This window comes from Sphingomonas sp. SKA58, from assembly GCF_000153545.1.
In the GTDB taxonomy this organism is placed as follows: domain Bacteria; phylum Pseudomonadota; class Alphaproteobacteria; order Sphingomonadales; family Sphingomonadaceae; genus Sphingobium; species Sphingobium soli.
The window spans coordinates 331,384-348,044 of sequence record NZ_CH959306.1; the positions used below are offsets into that span (position 1 = coordinate 331,384).

A 16,661-nucleotide genomic window follows, 5' to 3' on the forward strand; every position below is an offset into this window, starting at 1 on the left:
AGGATGTCCCGATGGTCAAACCCGCCAAACTCTTGCAACGACTGCTCCAAGGCAGCCGCAACATCAGCTTTCGCGATTTCCAAAGGCTACTCGAAGCCTTCGGCTTTCGCCTTACCCGCGTCAGCGGCAGTCATCATGTCTACGGCCGCGCCGGCATCGACCGTCCTTTGATTATCCAACCCAATGGCAAGGATGCCAAGACCTATCAGGTCGAGCAATTCCTTGATATGATCGAAGCACAAGGACTCAGCATGGACGAATGATGGACCATCAGTATCACATCAATGTCTTCTGGTCGAAAGAGGACAAGGTCTGGATTGCAGATGTGCCTGACCTCAAACCGTGCTCCGCGCATGGCGACACGCCAGGTGAAGCCATTGCGGAGGTCCAAGTAGCGATCGGGCTATGGCTCGATTTCGCGCGCGAGCACGGTCATCCCATTCCGGAAGCCCGCTACCGCCCTGCCATCTACGCCGCTTAATCCGTTATCAGTAAGTCCGGCTTGTCACCTTCGCGGTACCGTCCGGCGTGATTTCGATCAGATGCGCGCTGTCATTGTCGCATTGCGCTTTCCAGCCTTTGACGCCCGGTCGAATCTCCGTCCGCTCCGATCCCGTGACGGCGGGGCACGCGACGCCCGAATCACGGATCGCCTTCTCGAAGACACCATTGCGCTGCTCGGGCGTCAGCTGGGCGACCTGCGCCGCAGCGCCGCTTTCAGCGATGGCCTGATTGTCCCCGGTCACGGCCTGATCCCTGGCGGGCTCCCCGCAACCGGCAAGCGTTGCGATCATGGGCACCATCGCCCATCCCAGCATCCGTGTCATCATTTGCACCACTCCTGGTCGCGTTCTTTCAAGGCAAAAGCAGGTTTCGTTCGACAGTTCCAAATCAGTTAGCCGCATTCGTCCGTGGCGCCAGCCGGCTGCTTTCCAGCAGAGGCAATCCGCTCTCGGTTGGGACGTAAATGATGCTCGCATCTTTAGCGTCGATGGCCTGAATCTGAAGATAGCGCAAATAGCCGTCCGGACCGCCCAGACTATCCTGCAAGATTCGGTTTGCACGTGCCGCGCCTTCTGCGCGCACGACTTCTGCATCAGCGAGCATCTTCGCACTTTCCAGCCGCGCCCGCGCTTCGAGCACCGCGATCTGGCGGGAGGATTGCGCTTCGGCCAAGGCGGCGCGGCCCGACTGTTCCTTGCTGTAGACATTATAGGCCGGACAGCCCCATAGAACGCCGGATAGCGTGACCATGAAGAGGATGGCGATGCCCAGCATGCCCGTTCCGGTCAATCTTATCATTGCATGCTCCCCCTTCAGCCTGCAAAATCGTCGGTCGCGCGGATCAGTGCGTCCAATATTCCCGGTTCATTATAGGCATGGCCCGCGCCCTCGATCAGTTCGAAGCGCGCCTGCGGCCACGCCTTGTGCAAGGCCCAGGCGGTTTCGGCGGGGCAGGCCATGTCGTAGCGGCCATGAATGATGACGCCGGGAATGTCGGCCAATATAGCGGCATTGGCGATCAATTGACCATCGTACAGCCAGCCGCGATGCGTGAAATAATGATTTTCGATCCGTGCGAAGGCGAGCGCGAAATCATCCGCGTCATGCACCGCCGACAGCGCCGGGTCGGGTAGCAGGCGCACGGTCTCGCCCTCCCACACGCTCCAGGCCCGCGCCGCAGCGATCCGTGCGGCAGGATCGTCGCCGGTCAGCAGTTGTCGATAGGCCGCAACCAGATCGCCGCGTTCTGTTTCAGGGACGGGGCCGACGAACCTCTCCCATTTGTCGGGATAGATGCGGCTCGCGCCCTCCTGATAATACCAGTCTATTTCCGACTGGCGGATGGTGAAGATGCCGCGCAGCACCAGTTCGCTCACCTGCGCGCGATGCGTCTGCGCATAGGCAAGCGCCAGCGTCGATCCCCAACTGCCGCCGAACACCAGCCATTGGTCGACGCCCATCATGGCCCGCAGCCGTTCGATATCGGCGACCAGATGCCAGGTCGTGTTTGCGTCCAGCGATGCATGCGGTGTGGACTGCCCACATCCGCGCTGGTCGAACAGCAGCAGATCGTAGCGGGTGGGATCGACTAGCCGCCGATGTTCGGGGCTGAAGCCTCCGCCAGGTCCGCCATGCAAAAAGACGGCAGGCTTGGCGCCCGGGGTGCCGCACCGTTCCCAGTAGATGCGATGCCCGTCGCCAACGTCGAGATGGCCGGAGGCAAAGGGTTCGATGGGTGGATAGAGACTGCGCATGCGGACCTTGTAACAGGCGATGCGATTTGAACCAGAGGCGTAGGCCGCCGCTTATTTCTTCTTGCCGAAATCCACCGTGACGACGTTCGATCCATCCTCGTTCGTCACCTGCGGCCCGTCATTTTCCGCTTCGTCATGCGGTTCGGGGATTTCATCCGACTGCACCTGAAATTGGAGCGCGAAATTGACGGCCGGATCGACGAAGGCCGTGATCGCGCTGAAAGGGATGACCAGATGCGCCGCGACCTGGTTGAAGGTCAGGCTCACCTCGAAATGCTGATCGCTGACCTTCAAGTCCCAGAATTTATTCTGGAGTACGATCGTCATTTCGTCAGGGAAGCGTTCGACCAGATGCTTGGGAATGTCGACGTCCGGCGCCTGTGTCTTGAAGGTGATGTAGAAATGATGCGTCCCAGGCAGCCCGCCCGTCTGCTGCACTTCGTCCAGCACGCGGCCGACGACCGCGCGCAGCGCCTCCTGCACGATTTCGTCATAGGGAATCAGGCTGTCGGGCAGGTCATCGCTCATGGCGCAATGTCCTAACGGCCCTAAGCATGGGGTCAAGCCCGCTCCAGCGTGCGCGCGCACATTGCATGCTGCGTCCCACACGCTATAGGGCGGCCATGCGCACGGCCGAAATTCACCGCAACACTGCGGAAACGCAGATCGATGTGACCGTCAACCTGGATGGCACCGGGCTTTACGCCGTGTCGACCGGCATCGGCTTTTTCGACCATATGCTCGAACAGCTTTCGCGCCATTCGCTGATCGACATGACCGTCAAGACGGTCGGCGACCTGCATGTCGATCAGCACCACACCACAGAGGACACCGCGATCGCCATTGGCGAAGCCGTGGCAAAGGCACTGGGCGATAAGCGCGGGATCAGCCGCTACGGCAGCGTCTATTCGCCGATGGACGAGACGCTGAGCCGCGTTGCGCTCGACATTTCCGGCCGTCCATGGCTGGTGTGCAAGCTGCCCTTCACCGTCACGAAGGTGGGCGAATGGGACACCGAAATGGTGGAGCATTTCTTCCACAGCTTCGCCCAGGCGGCCGGCATCACGCTGCATATCGAACTGCTTTACGGCAGCAACAATCATCATATCGTTGAAAGCGCGTTCAAGGGGCTGGCACGGGCGTTGCGTCAGGCGGTGGAGGTCGATCCGCGCAAGGCCGACGCCATCCCGTCGACCAAGGGCATGTTGTAAGCCGATGACCATCGCCCTCATCGACTATGGCGCGGGCAATCTTCATTCGGTGCATAATGCGCTGAAAAAAGCGGGCGCGCAGGACGTCGCTATCACTGCCGATCCGGAGGTGGTGGCGCGGGCCGACCGTATTGTGCTGCCGGGCGTCGGTGCGTTCCGGGCCTGTCGCGACGCGCTGGTCGCGATTCCCGGCATGGTCGAGGCGATGGGTGAGGCCGTGAATCAGCGGGGCACGCCTTTCCTGGGCGTGTGCGTGGGCATGCAACTGCTCGCCGACGCGGGCGAGGAATTTGGCCGCCATGAAGGGCTGGGCTGGATTCCGGGCACGGTGCGGCGGATCGAACCGGCCGACGCCGAGGCCAAGGTGCCGCATATGGGATGGAACGATGTGGCGCTGACGGGCGCGCCGGGTCTGCTCCAGCCGGGGGAAGCCTATTTCCTGCACAGCTATCATTTCGAGGCGGCCGATCCCGCTCATGTCGCTGCCCGGACCGATCATGGCGGCCCGCTGATCGCTGCGGTCGCGCGCGACACGATCATCGGTTGTCAGTTTCACCCGGAAAAAAGCCAGGCTTATGGCTTGTCCTTCCTGTCCCGCTTTCTCGACTGGCGGCCCTGACGGCCGCTGCGCGTAAAGGTTTCGCTCATGTCCCTGATCGTATTTCCCGCCATCGACCTTAAAGGCGGCCAGGTCGTCCGGCTGGCCGAAGGCGACATGGATCGCGCCACCATTTATGGCGATGATCCTGCTGCGCAGGCGCACATATTTGCTCAGGCAGGCGCGCAGCATCTCCATGTGGTGGACCTGGACGGCAGCTTTGCTGGCGAGGCGGTCAACGCTGCTGCGGTCGAGGCAATCATCGACGCTTTCCCAGGGCATGTGCAGTTGGGCGGCGGCATCCGTAATCGCGCGGCCGTGGAACGCTGGTTCGATCTTGGCGTGTCACGTATCGTCATCGGTACCGCGGCGCTCAAGGACCCCGCCTTCGTCAAGGCGGCGGCCCGCGACTTTCCGGGCGGCATCGTTGTCGCGGTGGATGCGCGCGATGGGTTCGTCGCCACTGACGGCTGGGCGGAAAAGAGCGACATGCCGGTCGTCGATCTGGCGCGCCGGTTTGAAGATGCGGGTGTTGCCAGCCTGCTTTTCACCGATGTCGGCCGTGACGGCCTGCTCAAGGGATGCAATATCGACGCAACCGTCGATCTCGCGCGCGCGACCGACATTCCGGTGATCGCCAGCGGCGGCGTGGCGGGCATTGCCGACATTCGCATACTTAGCCTTCACGCCGATGAAGGGATCGAAGGCGTCATTACCGGCCGGGCGCTCTACGACGGCCGCCTTGATCTCAAGACGGCCATGGCGGTCGCGCAGGCGGCGGCATGACCGTCCGCACCCGCGTCATTCCCTGCCTCGACGTCGCCAATGGCCGCGTGGTCAAGGGCGTCAATTTTGTTGACCTCAAGGATGCCGGCGACCCGGTGAAGCAGGCGCGGCTCTATGACGCGGCCGGCGCGGATGAACTCTGCTTCCTTGACATTACCGCCACGCATGAGGCGCGCGGCACGATATTGGACGTGGTGCGGCGCACGGCGGAGGTGTGCTTCATGCCGGTCACGGTCGGCGGCGGCGTGCGCAGCGCGGATGACGCGCGCGCGCTGCTTCTGGCGGGCGCGGACAAGGTCGCGGTCAACAGCGCCGCGGTCGTCCGTCCCGAACTGGTCGCCGACATCGCCGATCGCTTCGGAAGCCAGTGTATCGTCGGCTCCGTGGACGCGCGCAAGGTTGGGGGGGGGCGCTGGGAAATCTTCACCCATGGCGGGCGCCAGCCCACTGGCATCGACGCGCTGGAGCATGCGCTGCGCCTCGCGGAACTGGGCGCTGGCGAATTGCTGGTCACGTCGATGGATGGGGACGGGACGCGGCAGGGCTATGATCTGGCGCTCACCCGCACCATTGCCGACGCGGTATCCGTGCCCGTGATCGCCAGCGGCGGCGTCGGCACGCTCGATCACCTTGTCGACGGCGTGATCAAGGGGCATGCCAGCGCCGTTCTGGCCGCTTCGATCTTCCATTTTGGTCAGCATAGCGTGGGCGACGCGCATCGCGCGTTGGCGGCAGCAGGGGTGCCGGTCCGCGCCGCCTGATTGACGGGTGGATCGTAATGATACATTCCCGCCGCCATTATCGTGGTTAATCCATTGGAAAGATGCGTGCGTGTCCCGTATTTCCAGCCCTAGAACTATTTCATTCTTTGGCAGCAGGGGTGTGACATGAAATACGGGAAGATGCTTTTGATGGTTGGGGTCGCTGGTTTGATGGGCGCAGCCGTGCCCGCGCCGGCGCAGGCCACCTGGGGATGCTGGTTTGGCAAGTGCGGCGGTGGTTCGTCCTCGTCGGGCGGCGGCTCGTCCACTGGCGGTTCGTCGGGCGGCACGCCGACGCCGGTGCCCGAGCCCGAGCAGATGGCGCTGTTCGCGATGGGCGCGGCCGTACTGTGTGGCCGCGCCGTTGTCGCGCGCCGCAAGAATCGCCGGAAGTAAAATTCATTTGACGGGTCGCGCGCGCGGCGCTTGATGCGCCCCATGCGCGCGACTCTTCATCATCTCGAACAGACCATCCGCCAGCGGCGCACGGCTGACCCGACGGCGTCCTATGTCGCAAAGCTGGCGGCCAAAGGCCGCGCGAAGATTGCGCAGAAGGTCGGCGAGGAAGCGGTGGAAACGGTGATCGCGGCCATGGCCGACGACCGCGCCGGCGCTGTGGGCGAAAGCGCGGACTTGCTTTTCCATCTGCTGATGCTGCTGGCTGATCTCGATATCCCGCTGGATAACGTCCTTGACGAGCTGGATCGTCGCGAAGGTGTGTCGGGAATCGTGGAAAAGGCGGCCCGACCGTCCGACTGAACGGATAAAATTGCCTCACCCCGCGTTTAATCGGCGATTTCACCGCAGGGATGGGGGTCTATCATGGTTCGTTCGGTCATCGGGGGGCTGCTTGGCGGTCTCGCCATGTATATTATCGGCTTCATCTTTTGGGGCACGCCGCTCAGCGCACTCGCGTTCAGTCGCGCGGGCGATCAGGAAAGCGCCAATCTTCAGGCTGCGCTCGCCCAGGGGCTGAACGCCACCGGCACCGGCGTCTATGTCATCCCGGATCCGGCCACCGCGCAGGGCACCATCCTCTATGGTCGCGGCCCTATCGCCCAGGTCTTCTATAACAGCAGTGGATTTCCCGTCACTGATGGCGCGTCCCTGATCGGCGGGCTGATCCTCGCGCTGGCGGTCGGTATCCTGATCGCGCTCGCGCTGCGTTTCGCTCTGGCCGATTTCGGCAGCCGCATGCGCGTGACCATCCTGTTTTCGATTGCGGCCGTGCTCTGGCTGCATATCGGTCAGCCGGTCTTCAACCATGCGCCCTGGGGCTATTTCCTTTATCTTGCGTTCAGCGATTTCGTCGCGCTCGCCGCTGCGGGCCTGATCGCGGCTAAAATCATGGAATCCAGGGTCGCTGCAAATGCGTCCACCACCCACTGATCCGTTAGTCTCACATTTCCTGCGCCATGCGGATCATGCAGTCCGCATGGCGCCGCGCAATCAGCATGCGATTCGCGCCATAGCCGCCACCCATGGTGCTGGCGACCGGAATAGTGCGCTTGCGGGCCTGTCGCAGGACAAAACGGTCCCGCGCGTCAAGGCCGGCGTCGGTCAGCTCCAACCTGCCCAGCCGATCCTCGCCATGGGGGTCGACTCCAGCTTGATACAGGATGAGGTCGGGCGCGAAGTCGTCCAGCACGCGCGGCAGGGCATAAGTCAGGACCGCCATATAACCATGGTCATCGATGCCATCCTCCAGCCCGATGTCCAGGCTGGATCGCGCCTTGCGCACGGGAAAGTTGCGCTCGGCATGAATGGATAGCGTAAAGACGTCGGTGCGCCCCGCCATCAGCGCCGCCGTGCCGTCTCCTTGATGCACGTCCAAATCCAGGATCAGGATATGTTTCGCGTCACCTTCCGCGATCAGCCGGGTGGCCGCGATCGCCAGGTCGTTGAACACGCAATATCCAGCGCCTGTGTCGTGCAGCGCATGGTGGCTGCCGCCCGCTGCATTGGCTGCATAGCCATGGATTTTCGCCAGCCGCGCGGCGGCCCACGTGCCGCCCGGCGATAGCAGCGACCGCGTCGCCACGCGATCGGTGATCGGAAATCCAATCCTGCGCATCTTTTCGGGCGGGACGCTCAGGCTTATCACCTCGTCCACATAAGCGGGGTCATGCACGGCCTCGATCCATTCGCGCGGCATCACCTCGGGCGTATGAACCGTCATCGCCGTTCCGCTCTCTGTCAGGGCATCCATCACCAGCCCATATTTGTCGAAACGATAGGCGCTGCCGGGTGTTGCAGGGGAGACATAGGCAGGATGGTGAACAACGTGCAGCATGATCTTTTCCACTATCGCGATTTGAACCTAGAGAGCTTTGCGCTATCTGGTCCAGCATGAACCGCCCCTCCATGACCCGTTTTCCCGTCGCGGCGATGATAGGCCTTGCCGCTTCATCGCTTGCCGCTCAACCAGCCCTGGCGCAGACGCCGCCGCCCGCCGTTGCGCCAACCCTGCCTGGATCGGGCTTGGTGCAGCCCATTCCTGCAATTCGTCCGCCCGTTCCTATTCCGCCGCTGTCCGCCGCGCAGGAGGCGTGGGCCAATGACTGGCTCAAGACCGGCGCGGCGCAGGGGCTGATGGCCCGCCAGAAGCGCAGCGGCCCGCTCCATGGCGAAGCGCTTGTGAATGCCATGCTCGACCGCGCCCGCGCGCTCAGCACCGGGCGCGTCGACACGGCCGACTTCCTCGACATCTGGGCGCTGCGCCCGGAAAAATTCGATCCGCGCCCCGGCTTGGCCAAGGCCGTTTCCGACGATGATCTAGACCGCTGGGCCAACCGGCTGACCCCGCCCTGGGCGGGGTATGAGACATTGCGGCAGGGGCTCGCCCGCTACGAGGCAATTCGGGACCAGGGCGGTTGGCAGTCGCTGTCCGCCTCTTCGTCGTCCGACGCTATTCGCAAACGCATTGCTATGGAGGACCCCAGCGTCTCGCCGGACGAAAAACTGGCCGACATCATCCAACGGGCGCAACGCCGCTATGGCCTCAACCCCACCGGCAATCTGGATGCCCGAACGCTTGCCGCGCTCAACGTCGGCGTTGATGATCGTATCGCCGCGATCATGGCCAATATGGAACGGTGGCGCTGGATGCCGCGCAGCTTGCCCGTCAATCGGGTACAGGTGAACATCGCCGCTGCCGTGCTGACCCTGTTCGAAGGGGATCAGCCGGTTACCTCCATGCGTGCCGTTACTGGCAGCCCGGATAACCAGACGCCGATGCTGTCGTCCAGCATCCATTCAATTGTCGTCAATCCGCCCTGGAATGTGCCGATGTCGATCGCCAGGCGTGAACTTTTCCCTAAAGGACGGGCGACGCTGATCCGGCAGGGTTACAAGATCGTCAAGACGCCCGAAGGGGGCGAGCGCATCGTGCAGCCGGCAGGTCCCAACAGCGCGCTGGGCCGTTTGAAGTTCGACTTCAACAACCCGTTCGCCGTTTACCTGCACGACACGCCCGCGCGCGGCAAATTTTCGAGCTATGATCGCCTGGCAAGCCACGGCTGCATCCGCCTGGAAAAGCCGGTGGCGCTGGCCGAGCAGATGGTCGCCGCCTCCCCCGACCTCAACGGCCAGATCCAGAACCTGATCGACGAAGGCAAGACGCAGCGGGTGTCGCTGCCTCAGGATGTCGCGGTCTACCTCCTCTACTGGACGGCCTTCGCCAATGGTGATGGCGTCGTGTCCTTCCGCAACGACCCCTATGGCTGGGACAAACTGCTGGCGCAAAAGATCGAGGCATCGAGCAGCCGCGCCGATCCCACCGCCGCTCCCGCTCCCGCCTCCATCGCATCAAAGGACTGATTCCATGCGTAAATTCGCCCTGATCGCGCTGTCTGGCGCCCTTGCTCTGGCCGCTTGCGGCAAAAAGGAAGAAGATGCCCCGGCGCCGGTCAACAATCTGGTCGAACCGCCAGTCGAAAATGTGATTGTCGAGGAACCGGACGTACCGATGCCCGAGCCGAAGAACGAGGTCGAGGCCGCCCCTGTTGCGCCGCCGCCGTCAATCTCACAGGAGCAACAGATTCTCGATGACGCGGAGGCGACCGGCATGACGTCGCGCCTTCCGCGTGACGGCGAAGCGGTGCAGCCCGCCGACGAAGCGAGCAACAGCAGCGAGTGACCGGCCAGAGCCCGGGTTCAATCGGCGCGCGTCTTTTGCTATAAGAGCGGCCATGGATCGCCGCAATTTTACGAAGTTCGCTTTGAGCGGGCTCGCTTTTTCGTTTCTGTCGGACAGCATGGGCCGTGCCGCGCCGCCCGTCATGCCTCAACCCGCTGCGCCGTCTCCGGTTCCTCCTGTCGCGGCTGCGCCTGCCAGGCCGACGCCGCGCTATGCTGCGCTGCTGGATCGCGCGCGCGCCGCGCTGGACCAGCATGGATCGGCCTTCCCTCTGCGTGACCGTGTCGGCATCGTCGATTTCGACGCCCCATCGAAGGACATGCGGATGCATATCGTCGACCTGGTGAGCGGGCAGGCAAATAGTTATCTCGTGTCGCACGGGCGGGGATCGGACCCTGGCCATTCCGGCTGGCTGCATAGCTTCTCCAACGAATTCAATTCCCTCGCCAGTTGCCGGGGGGCGTTCCGCACGGAGGCGGAATATGTCGGCCAGCATGGGCGGTCGATGCGTCTTGCCGGGCTTGATCCCCAGAACAACAATGCCGAAGCGCGCGCCATCGTCGTTCATGGCGCGGATTATGTGACGGAAGATCATGTGGCGACCTGGGGCAAATGCGGCCGCAGCGAAGGCTGCTTTGCCGTCGCGCCGCATTTGGTGCCACAGGTGCTGGGACTGCTGGGGCAGGGCCGGCTGCTGTATTCGGGCAAGCTTGGCGCAGCCTGATCCGACAACATCGTAAGGCGCTCATTCGCTGTCTGGCGTTGGTGATACACCGCTGATAGTCTGCCGGTATGAACGGGGGAATCGAGGCGACAGGTGACGCGGTCACCGGGGCGATGCTGGCGCGGGCTGTCGAGCCCGCCCATGGGGAGGCGCACCAGGCCGGCCATGGCGATTGTCTGAACTGCGGCGCGCCGCTTGGCGGGCCTTACTGTGCGCAATGCGGCCAGGCGGCGCATATGCATCGCAGCTTCGCCGCGATCGGGCATGACCTTGTGCATGGCGTGCTGCATCTGGAAGGCAAGATATTCACGACGCTGCCCGAACTCGCGCTGCGGCCAGGCAAGCTGACACGGCGTTATGTGCATGGGGAGCGGGCGAAGTTCGTGTCGCCTTTCGCGCTGTTTTTGTTCAGTGCCTTCCTGATGTATGCGGTCTTTTCGCTGACCAGCCATCACGGGCCGGAAGGCGAAGGCAAGGGCGTGCAGATGAATGCAGCCGCCCGGGCCGAACTCACCCAGGAACAGGCAAAGGCTGACGCCCGCATTCGCGCGCTGGAGGCAGACCTGGCCAAGCCCAATCTGTCGAGCGAACGGCGCAAGGCACTGGCCAGCACATTGGAGGATGCGCGGGAGGACCGGGAAGGATTGACGCTGGCCGGCAATATCGCCAACTCCCTGACCTCCGACGGCGTCAATGGCGGCGTCGCGAAGACAGTGGGAAAAACCATCAACGCCGCCGCAAAAAATCCCGAACTCGCTTACTACAAGCTAAAGGCCAACGCCTATAAATTTTCCTGGGCGCTGATCCTGATCTCGCTGCCGTTCATGTGGCTGCTCTTTCCCTTCAGCCGCCGCTATAAAATATATGATCACGCCATTTACGTGACCTATTCCATTGCTTTTATGTCGCTGCTGTTCTCCTTGTCGATGATATTGACGGCGCTGCATGTGACCAGCGGAATTGTGACGACCGGGCTGCTGCTTTTCGCGGCGTGGCATATGTACCGGCAATTCAAGGATGCCTACCATTTGTCGCGAACAAGCACGTTTCTGCGTTTGCCGCTGCTCTATGGTTTTGCCTGCATATCGTTATCGCTCTTCTTCACCTTGGTTGCGATGATGGGATGACGGGGCGCGCGTCCCCGTTATAGGACGCGGCATGTTCAGTTCACCCATCTGGCTGCCGGCTACCTTGGTCGCCGGCGCGCTTCAGGCGTGGCGCACGGCGGTTCAGCGCCGGGTGAGCGAAAGTCTCTCCCTGAACGGGGCGGGCCTTGTCCGCTATCTTTACGGCATGCCCTTCACGACGGCGCTGCTGGCACTGTATCTGGTCGTCTTTCCGACCCCCTGGCCGCGGCTGAATGCGGATTTTCTGCTGTTCTGCGGCGCTGGTGGCCTGGCGCAGATCATCGCGACCAATCTGCTGATCAGTGCGTTCCGGTATCGCAATTTCGTGGTTGGCACAGCCTATTCTAAAACGGAAGCCGCCCAAGGCGCTGTGCTGTCTTTCTTTCTTCTGCGGGAAACGCTGCCCCCGCTTAGTTGGGCGGGGATCGGTTGCGGGGTCGCGGGCGTCATGCTGCTGTCGACCGGCGGTCGCAAATTGGGCCTATGGGATTTTGTGCGCGCCTTGGGTCAGCCAGCCGCAGTCACGGGCATCGCCTCCGGCTTTTTCTTTGCGCTCACGGCGATCGGCATCCGCCGCGCGACGCAGGGTGTGGACACCGACACTCCGGTATTTGCCGCCTTGATCGTGTTGGCGGTCACGGTCCCGTTGCAGACTGTGATGCAGGGCGGCTGGCTATTGTGGCGGGAGCCGGCCGAAATGCGCAGGGTCTTGAGCAGCTGGCGCGTGTCCGGCCAGGTCGGCCTCCTGTCGGCCTTGGGTTCGGCCTGCTGGTTTACCGGCTTTGCCACCGCTCCCGTCGCGCTCGTGCGAATCGTGGGTCAGGTGGAGGTGGCATTCACCATGGCGTTCGGACATTTCTACCTGCGTGAAACCGTGCGTCGCAGCGAATTGGCTGGTCTCATTCTTGTCGCGGCAGGCGTCATTCTCGCGCTCGCGGGGACACTCTAGAGGGTAAGCAAGTGGCGCTAACCGATAATTTACTATGCCAGCATAAGGCTACATGGTGATGAGGGACACGCATTCAGACAATGTCGCGCGCGCGGTGATGAAGGTCGCCAAATTATCTGGCGACCTTGGCATCCGCACGCTCGATCTTCAGGCCGATATCGGCGAATTGGCCACACGCGTGACGCAGCAGGCATGCACGATTGAAGCCATCAGCTCTGCCGCGGCCCAGCTTTCGCAGGATGGCGAACGCGTGTCGCTTGCCGGACAGGATGCCCGCGAAAAGGCTATTGCAGCCCGCTCGATCATCGATGATTCCGGGCGGCAGCTGTCGGCAGCCAATATGAATTTCGTGGACCTGATCGAGCAGGTCAGCCGCATCCATGCGCGGCTCGATGGCTTTGGTGAGGCGCTCAAAACCGTCGCCCATGTCACCAGCGTCATCAGCGGCATCGCCAGCCAGACCAATCTTCTTGCGCTCAACGCCACGATCGAAGCCGCCCGCGCTGGCGACGCCGGGCGAGGTTTCGCCGTAGTCGCGGCGGAGGTGAAAAAGCTCGCCCAGGAAACCGGAGCGGCGACCCAGACGATCGAACGATCAATCGCTGCGCTGACCGGTGAGGCGGACGGCATGTTGGACAGCATTTCGCGGGGCGCCCAGACGGCCCGGACGGCTCAGTCCGATACGCGCAATATCGAAGCGCTGGTCGAACGCCTCGCCGCGCTGATGCTGGATTTGTCGAGCAACAGCGAGACGGTCGCGCAACGCATCGGGTCGATGGTGGGTTCTGCGGGGGAAATCCGGGCGGGGCTGTCAGCCTTGGCCAGCACGTCCAGCGACAATGCCGGTGGTTTGCAGCGTCTGTCCCGCCGCATCACCAGCGCCAGCGAAGACACCAATCTGCTGCTCCAATATCTGGCCGAAAGCGGCGTCGATATTCCCGATTCGCCCTATATACGGTTCAGCCTCGAATCAGCCCAGGCCGTGGCCGATGCGGTCGAGCAGGCGATCGCTCAGGGGCATATCACCGAAGCGGACGTTTTCAGCGAAGACTATGTGCCGATATCCGGCACGGATCCTGAACAATATACCCATCCCGTGCAAGCAATCATGGTTCCGGCAGCCCGCGTGCGCCAGGAAATGGCAAAGACCTATACGGGCCTGTTCGGCATGACCTTTACGGACCGCAATGCCTTTGGCGCGGTCGCCATGCCGGAGCGCGCATATCCCCAACGTCCGGGGCAGTCAGTCTGGAATGCCGAACATTCGCGTCAGGGGCTGATTTTCGATTTCCCCGATACGCGCGAGCAGTGCCGTACGACGCAACCCTTTTGCATCAAGGCCTATCGCCGCCCCACTGCCGAAGGCGCCATTATCCTGTTGAAACAGGTCATTGCATCCATCCACATTTGCGGACGCCACTGGGGCGTATTGCAAATGGCCTATCAAGATCAGGGATGACGCGATGTGCCGGGATCAGGCGTGTCCATGCCTGATCCCGGCCCGTCATTCAGCTGGCTTTCGCGCCGGTCATGATTTCGATCGAAGGGCGATTTGTCGCGTCGATCGTGCCGTCGGCCATCATCGCCTTGCCCATGTTCAACGCTTCATCGCGCAGACCTTCTTCCGTCGTCGTCTGGCTGGCGCCGATCAGTGCGGACAGAAGGATATTCTTGCTCACCGCGTCGGCAGGCTGGGCGGCGGCGGACTTGCGGGCCAGCGTCAGCGCCTCCTGATAATAGGGATCAGCGCCATCCGTGTCCTGCGCCGCCAGCTTCTGGTTGCCCATCTGGATCAGCATGCCGGCCAGAATATTGCGACTGGCCGTATCCTCGGGCTTGGCCTCCACGACCTTGCGCCAATAGGGCAGGGCCTCGTCGTACAGCGACACCACCTTGTCCATCTGCCCCATCGCGCCATAGGCGGCGGCGTCTGCGTATAGTGCATTGGCCAGGAAGTTCACATTGTCGATCTTGCTGGGATCGGCTTCGACTGCGGTACGGATGGCTGGGATCGCCGCGTCATATTTTGCCACGGCACCGGCATTGTCGCCGGCCTGCTGAGCGCTCTGGCCAGCCGTGAAGTCGGTCACCGCCTGATTGAAAGCGGCAATTTCGTCCGGCGTCATTTCGCGTGCCGTTGTGGCCGGCGCGGGTGTGGTGGCGCCATCGGCGGGCATTGTGGTGGCGTCAGCTGGCGCTGCCGGATCGGCGGGGGTAGCCGGAGTGGTTGGAGCTGCCGGACTGGTCGAAGCAGCAGGCGTTTGCTGCGCCATGGCGGGCGCGGCCAGGGCAAGCGGCGCGGCGAACGTCAGATAGGCGAATTTGGCATATCGGGCCAATGTCAGGGTCTCCTTGAACTGGTTGCATCGAAACAATCGATCCAGCGCGATTTCCGCGCGTCTCAACTCCTTCAATGAACGAAGCAATAGCCCGGTTCCGAGTCCCTTAAACTCGGCTCATCGTGCAAAACGCTCCGGCTGTGGAAAACTCGCGGGCGCGCAGCAGGTTCCGCGCCGCTGCTTCTGAATCTTCCCCCCATTGCTCGCTCTGCCATTGTTCGTCGACCTGCACTGCCTGCCATAGCTCTTCGGGATCATATCCGCCCTCGGCGATCGCCAGCCCGCATATCAGCGATCCGCTCAGCGTTACGAGCGTCGACAATCCTGCGAGCATGAAAGGATCATGCGTTCGCACGGCCGCCTCCAGGCGCGCGAGGCTGTCTTCGGGCTGCGACACTGGGATGACACCCTGGGTCACGATCATAGGCGCATCATAGCGGCTGGCCGCCCAGTCCAGCAGCGGGTCCCATGCCGCCGCCTGCCGCGCCACGAGCGCGTCAGGGCCGTCCGCGCGATAGCAGAGCAGGTCGCTCTGCGCATAGCGGGCGATGCCGGCCGCGAACGCCCCCGGATTGGGCGCGATGTGATCGATGGCTGCGTTCGACAGGCCGGTGAAGATCATCGCCGCCGGATTGATTTCGCCCTCCTGCGCCCGCCATTCGGCCGCGACGGCCTCGGCCAGGTTCCGGGTCGGCAGCGCCAGCAGCGCGCGCGCGGGCGTGCGCACGGCCCGGCCATCCAGTTCGATGGCAAAGCCTTCGCTGCCCGCGACGATGGCCACATCCTTGTAAAAGCGTTTCATTGCGGCGGCCTCTTGCGAAACAGCGCCAGTAATAGGCGGGGCACCACGACGAACTGGAACAGGCCGGTCAGCACCATGATGGTCCCGAACGCCTTGGCCTTGCCGCCCTGCACCCAGGAAAATCGCTGCATGATCGCCAGGAAGCCGAACATGACGATGAAGGCGCCGGACAGACGGAACAGGCCGATGGCGAAATGGCGCTGCCGCGCGACCTTTTCTGGATCAACGGGTGGGGGAGGGGGGCTGTCGCTCATGGCGCGCCGATATGGCGGCGCAGGTCTGCGCTGTCCATGGCTATGCCATGCGCGCCCGCCGCTGTCAGTTCCTGCGGCGGATGATAGCCCCATGCGACGCCGATCGCGCGCGCGCCGGCCGCCAGCCCCATATCGATGTCGAAACTCGTGTCGCCGATCATGACTGTTGTCTCGGGTGCCGCGCCTGCTTCTGCCATCGCCGTCAGCAGCATCGACGGATGGGGCTTGGACGGGTGACGGTCGGCGGTCTGGAGCGTCACGAATCGGTCAATGATGCCATGATGCGTGAGGCAGAGATTGAGGCCGCGATCGGACTTGCCTGTCGCCACGCCCAGCAGCCAACCCGCCGCATCCAGTTCCGTGACCAGGTCGGCAATGCCGGGATAAAGCGGTTCCGACACGGCATTGTCCTGCCGCAGCGACCGGAAGGCCTGTTTGTAATGCTCGGCCAGATGGTCGTGGAAATCGCTCTCCGCCTCCGGCAGCAGACGCGCCATCGCGACCGGCAACGACAGCCCGACCACCGCCAGGATCGCCAGCCGTTCTGGCGGCATGATCTGCACCGCCTCGAACGCACGGGTCATGGCGGCGCAGATATTATGCTGGCTGTCGACCAGCGTTCCGTCACAATCGAACACGGCCAGGCGATTGGTCATGCGCGCTGTCTCACGCCTTGCGCGCGCTGCCGCGGGCGCGCCGTTCGCCCTTGCGGTC

Annotated in this window: 24 protein-coding genes; 15 read left to right on the forward strand and 9 right to left on the reverse strand. The window is 63.0% G+C overall.

Annotated elements, in window-relative coordinates; genetic code table 11:
* The first annotated feature begins 11 nt into the window (after nt 1–11).
* Together SKA58_RS01985 and SKA58_RS01990 are read left to right on the forward strand one after the other, a co-directional pair.
* On the forward strand, nt 12–263 hold the full coding sequence (locus SKA58_RS01985; protein ID WP_009820661.1) for a type II toxin-antitoxin system HicA family toxin: 252 nt from the start codon (nt 12–14) through the stop codon (nt 261–263).
* Nucleotides 260–481: a type II toxin-antitoxin system HicB family antitoxin gene (locus SKA58_RS01990; RefSeq protein ID WP_009820662.1), complete on the forward strand. Its 222-nt coding sequence runs from the start codon at nt 260–262 to the stop codon at nt 479–481. Before SKA58_RS01985 ends, SKA58_RS01990 begins: the two co-directional genes overlap by 4 nt.
* 7 nt (nt 482–488) lie before the next feature.
* On the opposite strand, the gene SKA58_RS01995 is transcribed toward SKA58_RS01990, so the two are convergent.
* The 4 genes from SKA58_RS01995 to SKA58_RS02010 all read right to left on the reverse strand — a co-directional run bounded on the left by SKA58_RS01995 (nt 489) and on the right by SKA58_RS02010 (nt 2,786).
* Nucleotides 489–830 carry a hypothetical protein gene (locus tag SKA58_RS01995; protein WP_009820663.1) on the reverse strand — a complete coding sequence of 114 codons (342 nt, stop codon included), beginning with the start codon at nt 828–830 and terminating at the stop codon, nt 489–491.
* A 61-nt stretch (nt 831–891) separates the two neighbouring features.
* Nucleotides 892–1,302: a membrane protease subunit gene (locus SKA58_RS02000; RefSeq protein WP_037542015.1), complete on the reverse strand. Its 411-nt coding sequence runs from the start codon at nt 1,300–1,302 to the stop codon at nt 892–894.
* Between the two features lie 14 nt (nt 1,303–1,316).
* Entirely contained in the window at nt 1,317–2,258 is a 942-nt protein-coding gene (gene pip / locus SKA58_RS02005) for a prolyl aminopeptidase (RefSeq protein ID WP_009820665.1), read from the reverse strand.
* 51 nt (nt 2,259–2,309) lie between these two features.
* The gene (locus tag SKA58_RS02010; protein WP_009820666.1) at nt 2,310–2,786 is read right to left on the reverse strand and encodes an SspB family protein; all 477 of its coding nucleotides are present in this window, start codon (nt 2,784–2,786) and stop codon (nt 2,310–2,312) included.
* A 95-nt stretch (nt 2,787–2,881) separates the two neighbouring features.
* Between SKA58_RS02010 and hisB the strand changes: the two genes are divergently transcribed.
* The 7 genes from hisB to SKA58_RS02045 all read left to right on the forward strand — a co-directional run bounded on the left by hisB (nt 2,882) and on the right by SKA58_RS02045 (nt 7,003).
* Nucleotides 2,882–3,469 carry an imidazoleglycerol-phosphate dehydratase HisB gene (gene hisB, locus SKA58_RS02015; protein WP_009820667.1) on the forward strand — a complete coding sequence of 196 codons (588 nt, stop codon included), beginning with the start codon at nt 2,882–2,884 and terminating at the stop codon, nt 3,467–3,469.
* A gap of 4 nt (nt 3,470–3,473) precedes the next feature.
* Complete coding sequence (gene hisH / locus SKA58_RS02020) at nt 3,474–4,088, forward strand: imidazole glycerol phosphate synthase subunit HisH (protein ID WP_009820668.1); 615 nt, start codon at nt 3,474–3,476, stop codon at nt 4,086–4,088.
* Nucleotides 4,089–4,115: 27 nt separating this feature from the next.
* Nucleotides 4,116–4,853 (forward strand): 1-(5-phosphoribosyl)-5-[(5-phosphoribosylamino)methylideneamino]imidazole-4-carboxamide isomerase, encoded by a 738-nt coding sequence (hisA, locus tag SKA58_RS02025; RefSeq protein ID WP_009820669.1) that lies wholly within the window; start codon nt 4,116–4,118, stop codon nt 4,851–4,853.
* Nucleotides 4,850–5,614 (forward strand): imidazole glycerol phosphate synthase subunit HisF, encoded by a 765-nt coding sequence (hisF, locus tag SKA58_RS02030; protein WP_009820670.1) that lies wholly within the window; start codon nt 4,850–4,852, stop codon nt 5,612–5,614. The genes hisA and hisF overlap by 4 nt, the downstream gene beginning before the upstream one ends.
* Nucleotides 5,615–5,740: 126 nt before the next feature.
* Nucleotides 5,741–6,010: a PEP-CTERM sorting domain-containing protein gene (locus SKA58_RS02035; RefSeq protein ID WP_009820671.1), complete on the forward strand. Its 270-nt coding sequence runs from the start codon at nt 5,741–5,743 to the stop codon at nt 6,008–6,010.
* Between the two features lie 42 nt (nt 6,011–6,052).
* Nucleotides 6,053–6,373: a phosphoribosyl-ATP diphosphatase gene (locus SKA58_RS02040; RefSeq protein ID WP_009820672.1), complete on the forward strand. Its 321-nt coding sequence runs from the start codon at nt 6,053–6,055 to the stop codon at nt 6,371–6,373.
* Between the two features lie 63 nt (nt 6,374–6,436).
* On the forward strand, nt 6,437–7,003 hold the full coding sequence (locus SKA58_RS02045) for a hypothetical protein (protein WP_009820673.1): 567 nt from the start codon (nt 6,437–6,439) through the stop codon (nt 7,001–7,003).
* Nucleotides 7,004–7,013: 10 nt separating this feature from the next.
* On the opposite strand, the gene SKA58_RS02050 is transcribed toward SKA58_RS02045, so the two are convergent.
* A complete protein-coding gene (locus SKA58_RS02050; RefSeq protein ID WP_037542449.1) occupies nt 7,014–7,907 on the reverse strand; it encodes a histone deacetylase family protein in 894 nt (297 codons plus the stop codon).
* 71 nt (nt 7,908–7,978) lie between these two features.
* On the opposite strand from SKA58_RS02050, the gene SKA58_RS02055 reads away from it, so the two are divergent.
* The 6 genes from SKA58_RS02055 (at nt 7,979) to SKA58_RS02080 (ending at nt 14,011) form a co-directional block, all read left to right on the forward strand.
* On the forward strand, nt 7,979–9,433 hold the full coding sequence (locus tag SKA58_RS02055) for a L,D-transpeptidase family protein (RefSeq protein ID WP_009820675.1): 1,455 nt from the start codon (nt 7,979–7,981) through the stop codon (nt 9,431–9,433).
* 4 nt (nt 9,434–9,437) lie between these two features.
* Nucleotides 9,438–9,752, forward strand: coding sequence for a hypothetical protein (locus SKA58_RS02060; RefSeq protein WP_009820676.1), 315 nt, complete (start codon nt 9,438–9,440; stop codon nt 9,750–9,752).
* 52 nt (nt 9,753–9,804) lie between these two features.
* Nucleotides 9,805–10,476 (forward strand): murein L,D-transpeptidase catalytic domain-containing protein, encoded by a 672-nt coding sequence (locus SKA58_RS02065; RefSeq protein WP_009820677.1) that lies wholly within the window; start codon nt 9,805–9,807, stop codon nt 10,474–10,476.
* Nucleotides 10,477–10,544: 68 nt separating this feature from the next.
* Nucleotides 10,545–11,603, forward strand: a complete 1,059-nt coding sequence (locus tag SKA58_RS02070) for a DUF3667 domain-containing protein (protein WP_009820678.1) — start codon at nt 10,545–10,547, stop codon at nt 11,601–11,603.
* Nucleotides 11,604–11,634: 31 nt separating this feature from the next.
* Entirely contained in the window at nt 11,635–12,552 is a 918-nt protein-coding gene (locus SKA58_RS02075; protein ID WP_009820679.1) for a DMT family transporter, read from the forward strand.
* Between the two features lie 97 nt (nt 12,553–12,649).
* Nucleotides 12,650–14,011: a methyl-accepting chemotaxis protein gene (locus SKA58_RS02080; RefSeq protein WP_037542451.1), complete on the forward strand. Its 1,362-nt coding sequence runs from the start codon at nt 12,650–12,652 to the stop codon at nt 14,009–14,011.
* Nucleotides 14,012–14,060: 49 nt separating this feature from the next.
* On the opposite strand, the gene SKA58_RS02085 is transcribed toward SKA58_RS02080, so the two are convergent.
* The 4 genes from SKA58_RS02085 to SKA58_RS02100 all read right to left on the reverse strand — a co-directional run bounded on the left by SKA58_RS02085 (nt 14,061) and on the right by SKA58_RS02100 (nt 16,603).
* Nucleotides 14,061–14,891: a hypothetical protein gene (locus SKA58_RS02085; RefSeq protein ID WP_037542452.1), complete on the reverse strand. Its 831-nt coding sequence runs from the start codon at nt 14,889–14,891 to the stop codon at nt 14,061–14,063.
* 106 nt (nt 14,892–14,997) lie between these two features.
* A complete protein-coding gene (locus SKA58_RS02090) occupies nt 14,998–15,693 on the reverse strand; it encodes an ATP12 family chaperone protein (protein ID WP_009820682.1) in 696 nt (231 codons plus the stop codon).
* The gene (locus SKA58_RS02095) at nt 15,690–15,947 is read right to left on the reverse strand and encodes a hypothetical protein (RefSeq protein WP_009820683.1); all 258 of its coding nucleotides are present in this window, start codon (nt 15,945–15,947) and stop codon (nt 15,690–15,692) included. Before SKA58_RS02095 ends, SKA58_RS02090 begins: the two co-directional genes overlap by 4 nt.
* Nucleotides 15,944–16,603, reverse strand: coding sequence for an HAD-IA family hydrolase (locus tag SKA58_RS02100; protein WP_037542018.1), 660 nt, complete (start codon nt 16,601–16,603; stop codon nt 15,944–15,946). The genes SKA58_RS02095 and SKA58_RS02100 overlap by 4 nt, the downstream gene beginning before the upstream one ends.
* Between the last annotated feature and the right edge of the window lie 58 nt (nt 16,604–16,661).